14 protein-coding genes are annotated in these 16,068 nt (G+C 65.1%); 8 read left to right on the top strand and 6 right to left on the bottom strand.

Going from position 1 to position 16,068, the window contains the following annotated elements:
- Positions 1 to 3 precede the first annotated feature (3 nt).
- From BMX85_RS15555 to BMX85_RS15580, 6 genes are read right to left on the bottom strand one after another with little or no spacing between them, the layout of a single operon-like run.
- Complete coding sequence (locus tag BMX85_RS15555) at positions 4 to 648, bottom strand: type IV pilus modification PilV family protein (protein ID WP_090319680.1); 645 nt, start codon at positions 646 to 648, stop codon at positions 4 to 6.
- The gene (locus tag BMX85_RS15560; RefSeq protein WP_255372383.1) at positions 638 to 1,222 is read right to left on the bottom strand and encodes a pilus assembly FimT family protein; all 585 of its coding nucleotides are present in this window, start codon (positions 1,220 to 1,222) and stop codon (positions 638 to 640) included. The genes BMX85_RS15555 and BMX85_RS15560 overlap by 11 nt, the downstream gene beginning before the upstream one ends.
- 26 nt (positions 1,223 to 1,248) lie before the next feature.
- Positions 1,249 to 1,779, bottom strand: a complete 531-nt coding sequence (locus BMX85_RS31430) for a type II secretion system protein (protein ID WP_304529056.1) — start codon at positions 1,777 to 1,779, stop codon at positions 1,249 to 1,251.
- A gap of 53 nt (positions 1,780 to 1,832) precedes the next feature.
- The gene (locus BMX85_RS15570) at positions 1,833 to 2,354 is read right to left on the bottom strand and encodes a type II secretion system protein (protein ID WP_218147341.1); all 522 of its coding nucleotides are present in this window, start codon (positions 2,352 to 2,354) and stop codon (positions 1,833 to 1,835) included.
- A gap of 17 nt (positions 2,355 to 2,371) precedes the next feature.
- Complete coding sequence (locus BMX85_RS15575; protein ID WP_090319692.1) at positions 2,372 to 3,601, bottom strand: type II secretion system F family protein; 1,230 nt, start codon at positions 3,599 to 3,601, stop codon at positions 2,372 to 2,374.
- A 1-nt stretch (position 3,602) separates the two neighbouring features.
- Positions 3,603 to 5,309, bottom strand: a complete 1,707-nt coding sequence (locus tag BMX85_RS15580; RefSeq protein ID WP_090319695.1) for a GspE/PulE family protein — start codon at positions 5,307 to 5,309, stop codon at positions 3,603 to 3,605.
- Between the two features lie 179 nt (positions 5,310 to 5,488).
- On the opposite strand from BMX85_RS15580, the gene BMX85_RS15585 reads away from it, so the two are divergent.
- The 8 genes from BMX85_RS15585 to BMX85_RS15620 all read left to right on the top strand — a co-directional run bounded on the left by BMX85_RS15585 (position 5,489) and on the right by BMX85_RS15620 (position 15,986).
- Positions 5,489 to 6,205: an ABC transporter ATP-binding protein gene (locus tag BMX85_RS15585; protein ID WP_090319697.1), complete on the top strand. Its 717-nt coding sequence runs from the start codon at positions 5,489 to 5,491 to the stop codon at positions 6,203 to 6,205.
- 5 nt (positions 6,206 to 6,210) lie between these two features.
- Positions 6,211 to 7,149, top strand: coding sequence for an ExeA family protein (locus BMX85_RS15590; RefSeq protein ID WP_090319700.1), 939 nt, complete (start codon positions 6,211 to 6,213; stop codon positions 7,147 to 7,149).
- 62 nt (positions 7,150 to 7,211) lie between these two features.
- Positions 7,212 to 9,080, top strand: coding sequence for a type II secretion system protein GspD (locus BMX85_RS15595; RefSeq protein WP_090319703.1), 1,869 nt, complete (start codon positions 7,212 to 7,214; stop codon positions 9,078 to 9,080).
- Positions 9,077 to 10,756 carry a tetratricopeptide repeat protein gene (locus BMX85_RS15600; RefSeq protein WP_229210483.1) on the top strand — a complete coding sequence of 560 codons (1,680 nt, stop codon included), beginning with the start codon at positions 9,077 to 9,079 and terminating at the stop codon, positions 10,754 to 10,756. Before BMX85_RS15595 ends, BMX85_RS15600 begins: the two co-directional genes overlap by 4 nt.
- Before the next feature lie 29 nt (positions 10,757 to 10,785).
- Positions 10,786 to 12,492: a GspE/PulE family protein gene (locus BMX85_RS15605; RefSeq protein ID WP_090319709.1), complete on the top strand. Its 1,707-nt coding sequence runs from the start codon at positions 10,786 to 10,788 to the stop codon at positions 12,490 to 12,492.
- On the top strand, positions 12,492 to 13,694 hold the full coding sequence (locus tag BMX85_RS15610; RefSeq protein ID WP_090319712.1) for a type II secretion system F family protein: 1,203 nt from the start codon (positions 12,492 to 12,494) through the stop codon (positions 13,692 to 13,694). Before BMX85_RS15605 ends, BMX85_RS15610 begins: the two co-directional genes overlap by 1 nt.
- 7 nt (positions 13,695 to 13,701) lie before the next feature.
- Positions 13,702 to 15,297, top strand: a complete 1,596-nt coding sequence (locus tag BMX85_RS15615) for a hypothetical protein (RefSeq protein ID WP_090319715.1) — start codon at positions 13,702 to 13,704, stop codon at positions 15,295 to 15,297.
- Entirely contained in the window at positions 15,294 to 15,986 is a 693-nt protein-coding gene (locus tag BMX85_RS15620; protein ID WP_090319718.1) for a hypothetical protein, read from the top strand. Before BMX85_RS15615 ends, BMX85_RS15620 begins: the two co-directional genes overlap by 4 nt.
- Positions 15,987 to 16,068 lie beyond the last annotated feature (82 nt).

Raw genomic sequence — 16,068 nt, forward strand, 5'->3', positions numbered from 1 at the left:
GCGTTAATTGTTCGGCGCATAGCGGGTACGGAAACCGTCCAGGCGGATAACATCGTTGGGGCCGCCGTATCTGGTGATGATTGTAATTTGCAGCACCTCAAGCGAAGTGGCGGAATCGATCCTAAGGTTGGCCGGGCCAGCCGTCGGCCCCAACGGCGCACCGGCCGGGACCAGGTTCAGCGTCACGGTCGTGGTGATCGGCCCCAGCGAGCTGTTGCCCATCTGGTTCAGTGCCGCATCCCGCCCGAGCGCACGGAGGTTGACATCGGTGTCGACGCCGTTTACGGCGAACGTATGCTCCTCGGCGTTGAGCGCGGTGGCGTAGTCGGCCACGTTTTCGTAAGGACGGGCCATGCCCGCCGGGCGCGGACGAACCGCGACGGCATTGGCCGGAGTGGAACAGCCGTTCTGATCGGTCGCGGTGGATTCATTGGCGTCACCCGGCACACAGAACGTGAAGCGGGCCAGTTGCACCTCTTCCATAAACGCTTCGGCGATCAGCATCGCCTGCTTGCGGCGCAACGGGTCGGCGCTGGCCTTGGCGCCAATGTTCAGAACGCCGATGATGCCGGCGGCGGCAACCCCCATGATCACCATGAACAGCACCAGTTCGATGAGGGTCAGACCGCGCTGATGCTTAGCGAACATAGCCGGTCTCGGCTTCCACCGTGAACTGGTAAACGCTGGCGCCGCTGGTCACGGTCAACGTCAGCGGCTGGAATGTCGACGCGCCATCGACGTCGTTGGTGTTGTACGGACGGCCCATACGGTCGAAAAACAAGCCGCCGGAGCCAACCCCGGTCACCGCCACGTTTGGGGGCGTGCCTTCGCACATCCAGCTGGCAATATAATTGCCCCCCAGGACGCAGGCGGCGCGGGTGGCGGTGCTGCCACTGTTGCTTCCGCCGGGCGCGAACGCGAGCGCTGCCGCGTTATTGCACGCGGCGTTAAAGCAGACAGCGAAGTTGGTTGGCGTGAAGCGCACGAAGACGAGTCGATTCTGCGCAATGGCGAGTTTTTGGGCGGAGCGGATGATGGACTTGGCACGATCCGAATAGGCGCGGCCGGCAAAAATATCGCCATCAAAAAAACGCGACGCGCCGATCGCGCCGAGTATGCCCATGACAACGATCACCGTCACAAGCTCAACCATTGTAAAGCCAGCGTCGATGGGGCGTCCGGCGGCGCCGGCAAAGCGGCGCCGATCGTGATGGCGAGTCAAAGCGACACCGGCCGGACGTTATGTCTTTACTGACAGTCGGAGACGGGAGGGGTGTTGGTGATGATCGGCGCGACGTTGGCGCCAGTCGACTCGGTATACATCACGTAGCACTTCAACCCGGTTGCGGTACCGGCGATGCTCTTGGGCTGTATCGCAACCGAACCCGTTCCCACCGCAGGGTTGTTGGCGCTGAGGGCGGTACCGGCGGGAAGGATCGCGTAGTCCGAATTGCTCAGGCCAGCAGCGGCGGCGATACCCGTTGCGGACGGATACCCGTTGGCCATGGCCACGCTGACACCCTCCATCGGCATGGCGTTGCTGACGACGATCGCGGGATTGATCAAGACCTGGCCGTGAGCCAGCGACGCCGCGGAAGACATTGCTCCGCGCGCGGCCCCGATGGAAGCGGCGCGGGCATCACCGGCCAGGTTGGTAAACCGTGGCAACGCGGTCGCCGCCAGAATGCCAAGGATCACAATCACGACGATCAGTTCGATCAGCGTGAAGCCCGACTGGGCTGCTGGTTTACGGAATGCGCTCATCGCTGCCTTGTTCATTTTCACTTCTCCAGGTCGTCCATGTAGTTGAAGAAAGACCGCGCAACAGTGCATCAATCTTTCGCTTGCTCGAAGGCCACACCGAGGGCTTCTGGTGCGCCTGGCGGCTTGGCGGGGCGGTGGGGCAAGCGAAGTAATTTTACCTTGAATTTCAAACGTTTCGTTGAGGCATCTAAAAATCCGCTGCGAAGATTTAACAAATAAACCACCGATTTGTCACGTCGATCGAAGCACCAATTCCCGGCACCGATGTCGGCGTCGCTTGGGGAAAAGTATTCGCCGGCGTAATTGGCCGGCTTATCTTTCAACCAATCAAACGGATTTTGTTCGGCCAAAATCGTTAAATCTATCGTTCCACCGGGCAATTTCCCATGCGCAACCTTAATTTCTAAGGCGGTGCGCAAGTGCGCGACCGTCACGCGCATGGCGGCCTCATCCGCCTCGCCGTGGTAACGCCAAATCCGATGCAGCAGAACCGTGGTCAAGATGCCCACGATTACGAGGACCGACGCAAATTCCAGCAAGCCAACGCCGCGTTGTTTCTGCGTCACAAATGTTGGTAAGAAAATCACCACACGCCTCGTTTCCGGCATCACTTATGCAAGGCGGCCTTGCCCAAGTCCCAGATCGGCAGGAAGATCCCCAGCGCCAGCACCAACACCAATATGCCGAGGAACACGATCAGGATAGGCTCGATCTGCGCCGACAACGTTTTGAGCTCGTAATCGACCTCGCGCTCGTACATTTGCGCGATCTCGTCCATCAAATCGTCGATCGAACCGCTTTCCTCGCCCACCGCGATCATCTGCAGCACGACCGGCGTGAACACCCCGGCCGCCGCCGCCGTGCGCAAAATGCTGTCGCCGCGCTCGACGCCATCGCGCATCTGCTCGACGCGCGCGCACAGGTAGGCGTTGTCCACCGTCTGCGACACCACCGTCAACCCTTGCACGATCGGTACGCCGCTGCGGTTGGAGAGCGCGAAGCTGCGGGCGAAGCGCGCCATCGTGGCCTTCAGGATGATCTTGCCCGCGACCGGAATCTTCAGCTTGAACTTGTCCCACTGATACAAGCCGCGCTGCGTGCCGACCCAGGCGCGGAAGCCGAACACGCCGGCCACGACCGCCACCACCATCATCGGCCAGTAGCGCACCGTAAAGTCGGAAGTGGCGATCAATATCCGGGTCATCAGCGGCAACTCGGCATGCAGCGATTTGAACACGCCGACAAACGCCGGTATCACGAACATATTGACCACGACCATCGCCGCCGCCATGGCCATCAGCACGAAACTGGGATAGCGGGTCGCCGTCTTGACGCGCTCGCGCATGTCGCGGTCGAACTCGAGGTGATCGAACAGGCGCAGGAACACTTCCTCCAGCCGCCCGGTCATCTCCCCGACCCGGACCATCGACAAATAAAACGGCGAAAACACGTCCGGATGGCGGCGCATGGCGGCCGACAGCTCGCGTCCCGAATCGAGCGACTCGCGCAAATCCTTGATGACCTTGCCGAAAGACTTGCTGACCGCCGACTCCTGCAAGCCCGCCAGTCCGCGCATGATCGGCACGCCGGACTTGAGCAGCGTATACAACTGGCGGCTGAACAGTTGCACGTCCATCGACGTGACCTTCTTCTCCAGCAACCGCGACAGCCAGCTCTCGCCGCTGGCGGCGACCGCCTTTTGCGTGACGGTGATCTCGATCGGCGTCACGCCCGTATTGAACAGTTGATCGGCGACGGCGCCGCTGTCCGGCCCCTCCAGCACGCCTTGCATCAATTCGCCGCGCGCGTTGCGGGCCTTATAGGCGAAGAACGGCACGTCAATCCTCGATCTGGTTACTGATGCGCATCGCTTCCGACACCGTCGTGCGGCCCTGCACCACCAGCTGCACCGCGTGCCGGCGCAGGGTTTCGCCGGCCATCTGCGCCGCCGCCACCTTCAGGAAGTGGGCCGGATCGGGATCGTTGGCGGCGTCGACCACCGCCCGCGTCATCTCCAGCAACTCGTAGACGCCGGTACGGCCCCGATAGCCCATGCCGTTGCAATGCGAACAGCCCTTGCCATGGAAATAACGCGCCTTGTCCACCTTGTCGTTCAGTTCCAAGCTCAGCCACTCACGCTCGGGCGGCGTCGGCTCGTATGGCGTGGTGCAGCTTTCGCAGATCATGCGCACCAGCCGCTGCGCCAGCACCGCCTGCAGCGAGCTGCCGACCATGTAGCGCGGCACGCCCATGTCCATCAGCCGCAGCGGCGTGCTCATCGCATCGTTGGTGTGCAAGGTCGACAACACCAGGTGACCGGTCATGGCGGCGCGCAGGCCGATTTGCGCGGTTTCCTGGTCGCGCATCTCGCCGACGAGCACGATGTCCGGGTCTTGCCGCAGCGCCGAGCGCAGCACGCGCGCGAAGTTCAGGTCGATCTTGTCGTTGACCTGCACCTGGTTGATGCCGGCCAGCCGGTATTCGACCGGGTCTTCGACGGTGATCAGCTTTTTCTCGACCGAGTTCAGTTCCGACAGCGCGCAGTACAAGGTGGTGGTCTTGCCGCTACCGGTCGGCCCGGTCACCAGCACCAGGCCGTTCGGACGCTGGATGATGGCGCGGAATTTTTCCACCAGCCCGCGCGGCATGCCGATGGCGTCGAGCCGCAACTGGGCGCCGCCCTGGCTCAGCAGACGCATCACGACCGATTCGCCGTACTGGGTCGGCATGGTCGAGATCCGCACGTCGATGCGCTGGTTGCGCACCCGCACGGCGAAGCGGCCGTCCTGCGGCAGCCGCTTTTCCGAGATATCCAGGTCGGACATCAGCTTCAGGCGCAGCGCCAGCGACGGTGCGATCTTGATATCGGTCTCGGTTTGCAGGTGCAGCACGCCGTCGATGCGGAAGCGGATTTGCAGCCGTCCCTCCTGCGGTTCGATATGGATGTCGGAGGCGCGCACCTGGGCGGCGTCGTCGAACACCGACTGCAGCAGCTTGACGATGGGCGCCTCTTCCAGGTTCGGATTGGCCGCCGCCAGCGCGCCGAAGTCGACCGAGACGTCGCCGATGTCCTGCTCCAGCTCGCGCGCCAGGTCCGAGATGTCCTCGGTGCGGCGGTAGATGCGGTCGATGACGGCCAGCACCTCGGTCTCGTTGACGACGGCCAGCTCGATGCTCTGTTTGACGATGCGGGCGATCTCGTCGTACGCGAACAGGTCGGTCGGGTCGGACATGCCCACCAGCAGCACGCCGCGCCGGTCCTCCAGCACCAGCGCGCGGAAGCGCCGCGCCTGCGTCTCCGGCAGCATGCGGACGATCTCGGGATTGACGTTGAAAAACTTCAGGTTCAGGTACGGGATGCTGAGCTGGCGCGCCAGCGCGTTGGCGATCTGCTCCTCGGTGACATAGCCGTTCTCGATGAACACGCGGCCGAGCTTGCGCCCGCTGCGCTTTTGCTCGGTCAACGCCAGCCCCAGTTGTTCTTCCGACAGCAGCTTTTGCTGTACGAGAATTTCTCCCAGCCTGACTTTCTCCGGCCTTGCCATACCTGCTCCTTGATGAGACAACCCGCGCGGCGATGATGCCACACGACAACTTGCGGCCATTCTAGTGCAGATTACCCCACTTCCCCAATGCCAAGCTCGCCTTTCCGCACAGGATGTCGCTTTCTTCGCACGAATGCGCTACAGTTGTGGTTCGTTTCCTGTCGCCACTATTCCCTTTCATGACCGTACCCGCCCTGCGCTTGCAACAAGTGGTTCAACGCTATGGCCACACCAGCGTCTTGCGGGGCGTGAATCTGGAACTGCAACCGGGCGAATGCTTCGGCCTGGTGGGCGTCAACGGCGCCGGCAAAACCAGCCTGATCAAATGCGTGCTCGATTTTTGCGCGCTCGACGGCGGCAGCATCGACATCTTCGGGCAGCCGCACCACCGCCCCGCCAGCCGCCGGCCGCTCGGCTTCCTGCCGGAACGCTTCACGCCGCCGTACTACCTGACCGGCGCCGACTTCATCCGCTATCTGCTGACCTTGCAAGGCCTGCGTTACGACGCCGCCGACGTCCACGCGATGATGCGCGCGCTCGACCTCGACCCCGACGCGCTCACGCGCACCGTGCGCGGCTATTCCAAAGGCATGACGCAAAAGTTGGGTCTGGCCGCCTGCCTGCTCGCGCGCAAGCCCCTGTATATACTGGACGAGCCGATGAGCGGCCTCGACCCGAAGGCCCGCGCGCTGTTGAAACAACAACTGCGCAGCCTGCACCGCGCCGGCAGCACCTTGTTCCTGACCTCGCACGCGCTGGCCGATGTCGACGAGCTGTGCGACCGCATGGCCATCCTGCACGACGGCCAGATCCGCTTTACCGGCACGCCGGCCGCGTGCCGCGACCAATACGGCGCGGACAGCCTCGAACAAGCGTTCCTGGCCTGCATCGCGTGAGCAGCATGTACCAGTCCCATTTCCAGTTGCGCGAATCGCCGTTCGGCATCACGCCGAATCCGGCCTTTTTCTACTCCGGCAATACCCGTGGCGAAATCCTCGAAGCGCTGCTGTACGCGGTCTGCCACGGCGAAGGCATCATCAAGGTGACCGGCGAAGTGGGCGCCGGCAAGACCATGCTGTGCCGCATGCTCGAGAGCCGGCTGCCGCCGCATATCGAGGTCATCTACCTGGTCAACCCGAATCTGAGCCCGGTCGAAGTGCAGTTCGCGATCGCCGCCGAGCTGGGACTGCCGACCCGCGGCTTCCGCGTCGACGAGGTCCAGCGCGGCCTGCACGCCCATTTGATCGAGCGCCACGGCCAGGGCCAACAGGTCGTATTGCTGGTCGAGGAGGCGCAGGCGATGCCGCTCGAAACCCTGGAGGCGATCCGCCTGCTGACCAATCTGGAGACCGCGCGCAGCAAGCTGCTGCAAATCGTGCTGTTCGGCCAGCCGGAGCTGGACCAGCACCTGGAACTGTCGAGCATGCGCCAACTGCGCGAGCGCATCACCCACAGCTTCCACGTGCCGGCCATGGCGCCGGGGCTGGTGGCCGAGTTCCTCGACTTCCGGCTGCGCGCGGCCGGCCACGACGGTCCGGCCGTGTTCAGCGCGGCCGCCGCCAAGATGATCGGCGACAGCTCGGAAGGCATCGTGCGCCGCATCAACATCCTGGCCGACAAGGCGCTGCTGGCCGCCTTCGCCGACGACGCCGACGTCGTCGACAAGCGCCACGTGCGCGCGGCGATCAGCGAATCGCCGTTCGGCCGGGGCCGCGCCGGCACATTGTTAAATCGGCGCCCGGCCCGCCTGTTTAACCGCACTGTTGCAATCGGGTGTTTGCTGGGGCTTTTAATTGGCGCAATATGGTTGAGCGTCCTTGCGGTGGCACCGAATTTGTAAGATCATGCTAGCTATATTGCATATGCACAACATCCTGCGTTCCCCCGGGGCCGGAAGAAACAATGAATAAACTAGCCTTGACCATCGTTCCCGTGGCTTGCAGTGTGTTCCTTGGCGCCTGCGCCACGCGTACCCTGCCGACCTCGCCCACCCACGTCAGCGAGGCGCCGCGTCCGGCCGGCTCGATCCCCGAGCCGGTGCGGCAAAGCGCGGTGCTGCCGCCGCCCAAGCCGGCCGCCAAGGTCGAAACCTACAGCGTCACCGTGCACAAGGTGCCGGTGCAGTCGCTGCTGTTCGCGCTGGCGCGCGACGCCGGCCTGAACGTCGATGTCCACCCGAGCATCGAAGGCATGGTCACGCTCAACGCGCTGGACCAGACCCTGCCCCAGCTGCTGAGCCGCATCCAGCGCCAGGTCGATATGCGTTACGAAATCAACAACGGCACCCTGACCGTGCTGCCGGACACGCCGGAGTGGCGCAACTACAAGATCGACTACGTCAACATCGCGCGCAGCACCAGCAGCAGCGTCAACATCGCCACGCAGATCTCCACCACCGGCGGCGGCGGCGGCGCCTCCAACCCGGTCGGCGCGACCGCGTCGGGCAGCGGCACCGGCGGCGGCAGCGGCAGCAATCAATCGTCGAACAACAACGGCACCAGCAACGGCAGCAACAATTCAACGACCGTGGTCAACAACCGGTCCGACAACAATTTCTGGTTCACGCTGGAAAAGAACATCCGCGACATGCTGCGCAACTCCAACCTGGCCGACAACCCGGTCGATCCGTTGGCCGGCGTCCAACAAAACCAACAAACACCGCAGGGCGGCGGCCAGGCGGGCCAGGCCCAGCAGGCGCCGGCCGCTTTCGATACCGGCGCCTTCGGCCAATCGCGCAACAATAACAACCGTCCCAACTCGGTCATCGTCAACGCCGAGGGCGGCCTGATCGCCGTGCGCGCCACCAGCCGCCAGCACGAGAAGATCCGCGAGTTCGTCGATATCGTACTGGGCGCGGCCAAGCGCCAGGTGCTGATCGAGGCGACCGTGATCGAAGTCCGCCTTAACAACAATTACCAGCAGGGCATCAACTGGTCGACCTTGTCGCGTTCGGGCCGCCTGGGCATGACCCAGGGCCAGGTCGGCACCACCACGCTGCCGAGCGCCGTCAATCCGGGCAGCAGCCCCGGCATTTTCCTGCTGAAATATAACAACCCCATCACCAGCCTGGGCAGCATCTCCGCGACGCTCGAGTTGCTGGAATCGTTCGGCAAGGTCAAGGTACTGTCGAGCCCGAAGATCAGCGTGATGAACAACCAGACCGCGCTGCTCAAGGTGGTCGACAACAACGTCTTCTTCTCGATCAAGGTCACGCCGGCCGTGCTGGGCCTGAACGGCACGCCAACCTCGCCGGCCACCTACGAGTCCAAGCTGGAAACGGTGCCGGTCGGCTTCGTCATGAGCGTGACGCCGCAAATCGCCGACAACGACGACGTCACCATCAATGTGCGCCCGACCATCACCCGCATCGTCGGCACCGTCGAAGATCCGAATCCGGCGCTGGCCGCGGCCAACGTGCGCAGCCTGGTCCCGGTGATCCAGGCGCGCGAACTGGAGTCGCTGATGAAAGTTCCGAGCGGACAGATCGCCGTCATGGGCGGGCTGATGCAGGATTCGGTCGACAACGCCAAGGATTCGATACCGCTGCTGGGCAGCATGCCGGTGCTGGGCGACCTGTTCTCCTTCCGTAACGAGAAAAGCACCAAAACCGAGCTGGTGATCTTCATGCGCCCGATCGTGGTCAAGGACGCCAGCGTCAACGGCGACTACAAGGATTACCGCTACCTGCTGCCGGGCGAAAAGCCGGACACCGAGCCCTACCCCGTCCCGCAAGCGCCCCCTGCCCCCACCACCAACGGGAACGGATCATGAGCTTACTGATGCAGGCGCTGAAGAAAGCCGAGCGCGCCAAACAAAGCTCGGCGGTCGAGGACGAGGCGGACAAGCCGTCGGAGGAGTTCGACGCGGTACTGGCGCTCACGCCCGAGCCGGCGCCGCACGCCGCCGTGCCGCCCGCCAAGCGCGAGCTCAGCCTGGACCTTGAGCCGATGGCCGAGTTCAGCCTGGAACCGCTGGCGCCCGAAGCGCCGGCCGCCAGCCTGACGCCGCGTCCGTCGCCGAGCCCGTTGCCGCCGCCCAGCGACCATCTGGACGCCGGATTGACCTTCGACCTGACGCCGGATCCGTCCGCACCGGTGGCGCCGGCGCCGGCCCAGCGCGTGCAGCCGCCAGCGCCGTTGTCGGCCACGGCAGCTTCGTCGAGCGCTTCGTCGAGCGCCGGCGCGGCAGCCCCGGCGGCAACAGCAGCAGCAGCGGCAGCGGCAGCGGCGCAGAACCACGCGCGGCATGCCGCCGGCGCCAACGCCGCCGGCGCCGCCAAGCCAACGGCAAGCGCCAAAGCGTCGGCCCCGGCCAAACCGCCGGCCGGCGACAGCAGCGCCGGCAAGCCGCGCGGCGCCGCGCGCGCGCGTGCCGCCGCCGCCTCGACGAACGAGCCGGTCGGCATGGACCCGGAACGCCTGCGCCTGATCGGCCTGCTGTCGATCCTGGCGCTGATCGTCGCCGGCTTCGGCTATTACTACTGGCAGGCGGTGGTCGCGCCCGGCGCCGGCTCGCGCCTGCCGCCGGTGCCGATGCCGCCTCCGGGCGCCACCGGCGCCACGCCGGTGCAGGTGATCGGCGCCGCGCCGGGCGCGCCGGGCGGCCAGGCCGCCGCCGGCGGTTTTGTCGATCCGATGGCGGTCGACGCCAGCGGCAGCGCCATGCTGGCGCCGTCCGTCAACCGTGGCGGCCGCGACGATCTGGAGCGCCGCCTGGCCCGCACCGAACAGGAATTGGCCGCCGCCCAGCAAGCGATCCAAAGCCAGCTGGCCGGTTCGGCGCCGCGCGTGGAAAAATTGCCGCCGGTCGCCGCGCCCGACAACAACGCCGAGATCCGCGTGGCCCGCGCCGTGCAGCCGGCCAAGATCGCGCCGGCCGTGGAAACGGCCTATCAATCGTTCACCAACGGCGATTTGCCCAATGCACAGAAGCAATACGAGGCGGCGCTGCGCCAGGAACCGACCAGCCGCGACGCGCTGCTGGGCCTGGCGATGGTGCACACCCGCCAGAACCAGGGCGCGCAGGCGGCATCGTATTACCTGCGCATGCTCGAACTCGATCCGAACGACTCCACCGCCGTCGCCGGCCTGGTCGGCATGCGTTCGGGCGACGCGGCCCAAAGCGAAGGCCGCCTCAAGGCGATCCTGGCCACCAATCCGGAGGCCGGTCCGGCGCTGTTCGCGCTGGGCAACCTGTACGCGCAGCAGAACCGCTGGCCCGACGCCCAGCAAACCTTCTTCCGCGCCTACAGCGCCTCGCCCGACAACCCGGATTACGCCTACAACCTGGCCATCGGCCTGGACCGTCTGAACCAGGGCCGGCTCGCGCTGACGTATTACCAGCGCGCGCTGGTGCTGTCGCAGGACAAGGCGGCCGCGTTCGACCGCAACGCGCTGCGCATCCGCATGCACGAGCTGGGCGCGTCGGCCGCGCCGGCCGCGCAATGAGAACATAAGAACACCACCAACCACAATCGATGGCAGAACAAGCAAAACTCCCGCTCGGCAAACTGCTGATCCAGAAAGGCGTCATCAGCGAAGACCAGCTGCGCATCGCGCTGATCGAACAAAAACGCAGCAACGAGCCGTTGGGAAAACTGTTGATCACGCTGGGCTTCGTCACCGAGGCCACGGTGCGCATGGCGCTGTCGGAAAACCTGAACCAGCAAAGCGCCGACCTGACCAGCCTGGTGGTCGACGCCATCGCCCTCAAGCTGATCCCCAAGGAGGTGGCCAAGCGCTACCGCGTGTTCCCGATCGTCTACGAGCGCCAGACCGACAACCTGATCCTGGCCATGTCCGACACCAGCAATATCGTCGCGCTCGACCAGATCAGCGCCATGCTGGTCAAGGGCATCACCATCAGCCCGCTGCTGGTGAACGAATCGGACATCCAGCGCGCCATCGACCAATACTACGGCTTCGAGCTGTCGATCGACGGCATCCTGCACGAGATCGAAACAGGCGAGGTCAACTACGCCAGCCTGGGCACCACGTCCGACGAGTACAGCCAGCCGATGGTGCGCCTGATGGACGCCATCCTGGCCGACGCCGTGCAAAACAGCGCCTCCGACATCCACTTCGAGCCGGAGCAGTCGTTCCTGCGCATCCGCTACCGCATCGACGGCATCCTGCGCCAGATCCGCAGCCTGCACAAATCGTACTGGCCGGCGATGGCCGTGCGCTTGAAAGTCATGTCGAACATGAACATCGCCGAGACGCGCGCGCCGCAGGACGGCCGCATCTCGATCAAGTTCTCCGGCCGGCAGATCGATTTCCGCGCCTCGGCGCAGCCGACCACGCACGGCGAGAACTTCGTGCTGCGCGTGCTCGACCGCCAAAAAGGCCTGGTGCCGCTCGACGGCCTGGGCCTGGGCGAGGCCGAACTGAACCTGCTGAAGCTGATGATCGCCCGTCCCGACGGCGTGATCCTGGTGACCGGCCCGACCGGCTCCGGCAAGACCACCACCCTGTATTCGATCCTGAACCACATCAACACCGAGAGCGTCAACATCATGACGCTGGAAGACCCGGTCGAGTATCCGATGAACATGATCCGGCAAACCTCGGTCAACGAATCGGCCAAGATGGGCTTTGCCGAGGGCATCCGCTCGATGATGCGGCAAGACCCTGACATCATCCTGGTCGGCGAAATCCGCGACAAGGAAACCGCCGAGATGGCCTTCTCGGCCGCGATGACCGGCCACCAGGTGTACTCGACCCTGCACACCAACTCGGCGATCGGCTCGATCCCGCGCCTGCTCGACATCGGCGTCGTGCCCGACATCATGGCCGGCAACATCATCGGCATCATCGCCCAGCGGCTGGTGCGCAAGCTGTGCACGGCGTGCCGCGAGCCGCACATCGCCGACGACGTCGAGCGCCGCCTGCTCGGCCTGCCGGAGACGGCCGGTCCGCAAACCTTGTACCGCGCGGTCGGCTGCGACCATTGCGCGCACCAGGGCTACAAGGGCCGCATCGCCATCATCGAACTGCTGAAGATGACGCCGGCGCTCGACGAGATGGTGGCGCGCCGCGCCTCGTCGCGCGAACTGAAGACGGCGGCCGCCAACAGCGGCTTCCACAGCCTGATCGACGACGGCGTGCGCCGCGTGCTCGAAGGCGTCACCACGCTGGAAGAAGTCGGCCGCGTAGTGGACCTGACCGAAAGGCTGGCCAACTGATGCCCCAATATTTCTACCGCGCGATGGATGCCGGCGGCCAGATCTCGCCCGGCAACATGGACGCCGCCAACGAGCCGGACCTGGAGCTGCGCCTGCACCGCATGGGGCTGGACCTGATCGATTGCCGCGTCTCGCGCGCCAAGGTGGTGGCGCTCAAAAGGGTCATCACCCGCCGCGACCTGATCAACTTCTGCTTCCACATGGAACAGTTGACCGGCGCGGGCGTGCCCATCCTCGAAGGCTTGAACGACCTGCGCGAGAGCATCGACCACCCGCGCTTCCGCGAGATGATCACCGGCCTGATCGAGAACATCGAAGGCGGCCAGCAGCTGTCGGCGGCGCTGGCCGCCTATCCGGAGGTGTTCGACCTGACCTTCACCAGCCTGATCACCGCCGGCGAGCAAAGCGGCAAGCTGGCCGAGGTCTTCAAGAACCTGTCGGAAAGCCTGAAGTGGCAGGACGAGCTGGCCTCGCAGACCAAGAAGATCGTCATGTACCCGGCCGCCGTGGGCGTGTTCGTCACCGCCGTCACCTTCTTCCTGATGATCTACCTGGTGCCGCAGCTGACCTCGTTCGTCAAAAACATGGGCAACACCTTGCCGCTGCACACCAAGGCGCTGATTTTCGTTTCCAACATCTTCATCAATTACTGGTACCTGCTGGTGGCGGTGCCGCTGATCGCCTTCTTCGCCGGCCGCGCCTGGCTGGCGCGCAGCGAGCAGGCACGCTACGCCGCCGACGGCTTCAAGCTGCGCATCTGGATGATCGGCCCGGTGCTGCACAAGATCATCCTGGCCCGCTTCGCCACCTTCTTCGCGATGATGTACGGCTCCGGCATCACCATCCTCGAATGCATCCGCCTGTCCGAGGGCATCGTCGGCAACCGCGTCATCGCCGCCGGCCTGCGCCGCGCCGGGCAACTGATTTCCGAAGGCCAGGGCATCACGGCGGCGTTCCAGAACACCGGCATCTTCCCGCCGCTGGTGATCCGCATGCTCAAGGTCGGCGAAACCACCGGCGCGCTCGACGGCGCGCTGCGCAACGTCAGCTACTTCTACAACCGCGAAGTCAAGGAGATGATCGAGAAGGTGCAAGCGATGATAGAGCCGGCCATGACCGTGATCCTCGGCGTGATGGTCGGCTGGATCATGCTGTCGGTGATGGGCCCGATTTACGACACGATCAGCAAGATCAGAACCTGAGGCTGCCGTGACGAGCAAACACCTACTCTATCTCAGCAGCGAACAACTGCACGCCTACCAGTGGCGCAACGGCCGCTTGACGGGCGGCGCGCGCTTCAACAACGACCGCGCCGGCGTCGACGATTTCATGGACTACATCGACCACGGCAACCACGCGCCGGTCTACCTGCTGGCCGACCTGATCGAGGAAGACTTCCAGCGCGTGCACGTGCCGCACGTGGGCGGCCGCGCCGGCGCCAAGCTGATGCGGCGGCGCCTGCTGCAGCAATACCGCGAGACGCCGTTCCGCCACCACGAGGTGCAAGGGCGCGAGGCGCTGGGCCGGCGCGACGACATCGTCTTGCTGTCGGCGCTGACCAACCCGTCGTCGGTGCAGCCGTGGGCCGAGGCGCTCGAGCAACTGAAAATCCCGCTGGCCGGCCTGTACTCGACCACCTTGCTGAGCGAGGCGCTGGTGCGCAAGCTGGCCATGCGCGACCAGCACCTGCTGCTGGTGACGCAGCAGTCGGCCGGCTGGCGCCAGAGCTACTTCCAGAACGGCCAGCTGAAATTCTCGCGGCTGACGCCGGCCATCGACCGCGACGGCGACGCCGTCAACATCGGCACCGAGACCGGCAAGACCCAGCAATTCCTGACCAGCGTGCGGCTGATGGCGCGCGGAAACGTGCTGGAGACGGCGGTGATCGCCCCGGCCGCCGCCATTCCGGCGCTGGAGGCGCAATGCGAGGAAGGCGCCGAGACGGCGTTCCGCTTCATTCCGCTCGAGGGCGTGACCGACCGGCTCGGCATCAGGACCGGCGACGCCGACGTCGCCGACCTGGCCGGCCGCCTGACCGATCCGCTGATGCTGGCCTTCCTGGCGCGCACGCATCCGCCCAGCCACTACACCTTGGGACCGTTGCAACGCTACTTTCGCTTGTGGCGCGCGCGCGTCAACCTGTATCTGTTCAGCGGCATGCTGGCGGCCGGCTGCGCGGTGCTCGCCGGCATCAACCTGTGGCAGCTGGACGAGGCCAGGACCGACGCCGCGCGGCTGGCCGCCGAGGCGTCGCTGTACGACCAGCGCTACGGCGCCGTGATGGCCGCCATGCCGCCGCGCGTGACGACCACCGCCAATATGCGGGCGGCCGTCAATGTCGAGCGCATGCTGGTGACGCAGGGACCGGGCCCGCAGCAATTGATGGGCATCGTCAGCGCCGCGCTCGAACAATCGCCGCAGATCCGGCTGTTGCAACTGGATTGGAAGGTCAACCTGCCGGCCGCGCCAGTCAGCGGCCAGGCCGGCGTCCAGGCTGGCGCGGCCGATATGGCCGGCGCCGGCCAAGTGGCGCCGATGTCGTCGCTGCTGGCGGGCATCCCGGGGCGGCCGCCGCAGGCGCTGCTGCTGGAGGCGGAAATCATGACCGAGCAGGACGATTACCGCAACGCCGTCAACACGATGAACCTGTTCGCGCAGCAACTGGCCAGCCATCCGCGCCTGGTCGTCGAGGTCGACAAGCCGCCGCTCGACACGCGCTCCTCCGTCAAGCTCAACGGCAAGGCCGGCGTGCAGGCGGCCGAGACGCGCGCCAAATTCTCCCTGAACCTTGTGTGGCAGCCATGAGCAACAATCCCGTCACCGGTAAAAAGCCGGCGCGCGCCCGGGTCGCGCTGCCCTACTGGATCAACGAGTTCGGCCTGATCCGCACGGCCGTGCTGACCGCCGTCGCCGCCGTCACCATCGGCATGACCTGCTTGCTCGTCACCGGCTGGCGCCAGCAGGACGCCGACGCCGAGCTGCAGCGGGTGCGGCGCGTGCGCGACGCCGCCTATTCGCGCTACGCGCATGTGGACAATGAAAAACGCGACATCCGCAACTTCCAGCAGCGCTATATCGAGTTGCGCGAGCGCGGGCTGATCGGCGATGAGAAGCGCCTGGAGTGGGTTGATGCGATCCGCCAGACGCAGGAGCAGCGCAAATTGCTGCCGCTGAGCTATGAGATCGATCCGCAGCAGCCGGTACGGCTGGAGTCGGCGCTCGATCTGGGCGAGTATCAACTGCAGGGCAGTCGCATGCGCTTGCATATGGAGTTGCTGCACGAGATGGATTTGTTCGATTTCCTGGGGGATTTGCGCGAGCGCGGTTTCTTCGCGGTGCAGGATTGTTCGATCAAGCGGCTGGGGGTGGTGGCCGGGGCGCCGGGCGCGGCGCCGGGGCCGACCTTGGGCGCGGATTGCACGCTGAACTGGATTACGATGGCGCCGGCGCCGAAGGTGGCGCCGGTGGTTGAGCGTAGGAAGGGGAAGGCATGAGTTTGATTGTCAATCATCGGGTGCTGGCGGAACTTGACCGATTACGCTGCGCTAATCCGCCCCGCGTGTCGCCGTGGCGCGC

It is taken from the genome of Duganella sp. CF517 (assembly GCF_900110275.1).
Classification (GTDB): domain Bacteria; phylum Pseudomonadota; class Gammaproteobacteria; order Burkholderiales; family Burkholderiaceae_D; genus Rugamonas.

What these genes read in the sequence shown, in the direction of transcription:
- BMX85_RS15585 (WP_090319697.1), top strand. Translation starts at nt 5,489, where the DNA reads ATGACCGTACCCGCCCTGCGCTTGCAACAAGTGGTTCAACGCTATGGC.
- BMX85_RS15555 (WP_090319680.1), bottom strand. Translation starts at nt 648, where the DNA reads ATGTTCGCTAAGCATCAGCGCGGTCTGACCCTCATCGAACTGGTGCTG.
- BMX85_RS31430 (WP_304529056.1), bottom strand. Translation starts at nt 1,779, where the DNA reads ATGAACAAGGCAGCGATGAGCGCATTCCGTAAACCAGCAGCCCAGTCG.
- BMX85_RS15580 (WP_090319695.1), bottom strand. Translation starts at nt 5,309, where the DNA reads ATGGCAAGGCCGGAGAAAGTCAGGCTGGGAGAAATTCTCGTACAGCAA.
- BMX85_RS15595 (WP_090319703.1), top strand. Translation starts at nt 7,212, where the DNA reads ATGAATAAACTAGCCTTGACCATCGTTCCCGTGGCTTGCAGTGTGTTC.
- BMX85_RS15600 (WP_229210483.1), top strand. Translation starts at nt 9,077, where the DNA reads ATGAGCTTACTGATGCAGGCGCTGAAGAAAGCCGAGCGCGCCAAACAA.
- BMX85_RS15590 (WP_090319700.1), top strand. Translation starts at nt 6,211, where the DNA reads ATGTACCAGTCCCATTTCCAGTTGCGCGAATCGCCGTTCGGCATCACG.
- BMX85_RS15605 (WP_090319709.1), top strand. Translation starts at nt 10,786, where the DNA reads ATGGCAGAACAAGCAAAACTCCCGCTCGGCAAACTGCTGATCCAGAAA.
- BMX85_RS15620 (WP_090319718.1), top strand. Translation starts at nt 15,294, where the DNA reads ATGAGCAACAATCCCGTCACCGGTAAAAAGCCGGCGCGCGCCCGGGTC.
- BMX85_RS15610 (WP_090319712.1), top strand. Translation starts at nt 12,492, where the DNA reads ATGCCCCAATATTTCTACCGCGCGATGGATGCCGGCGGCCAGATCTCG.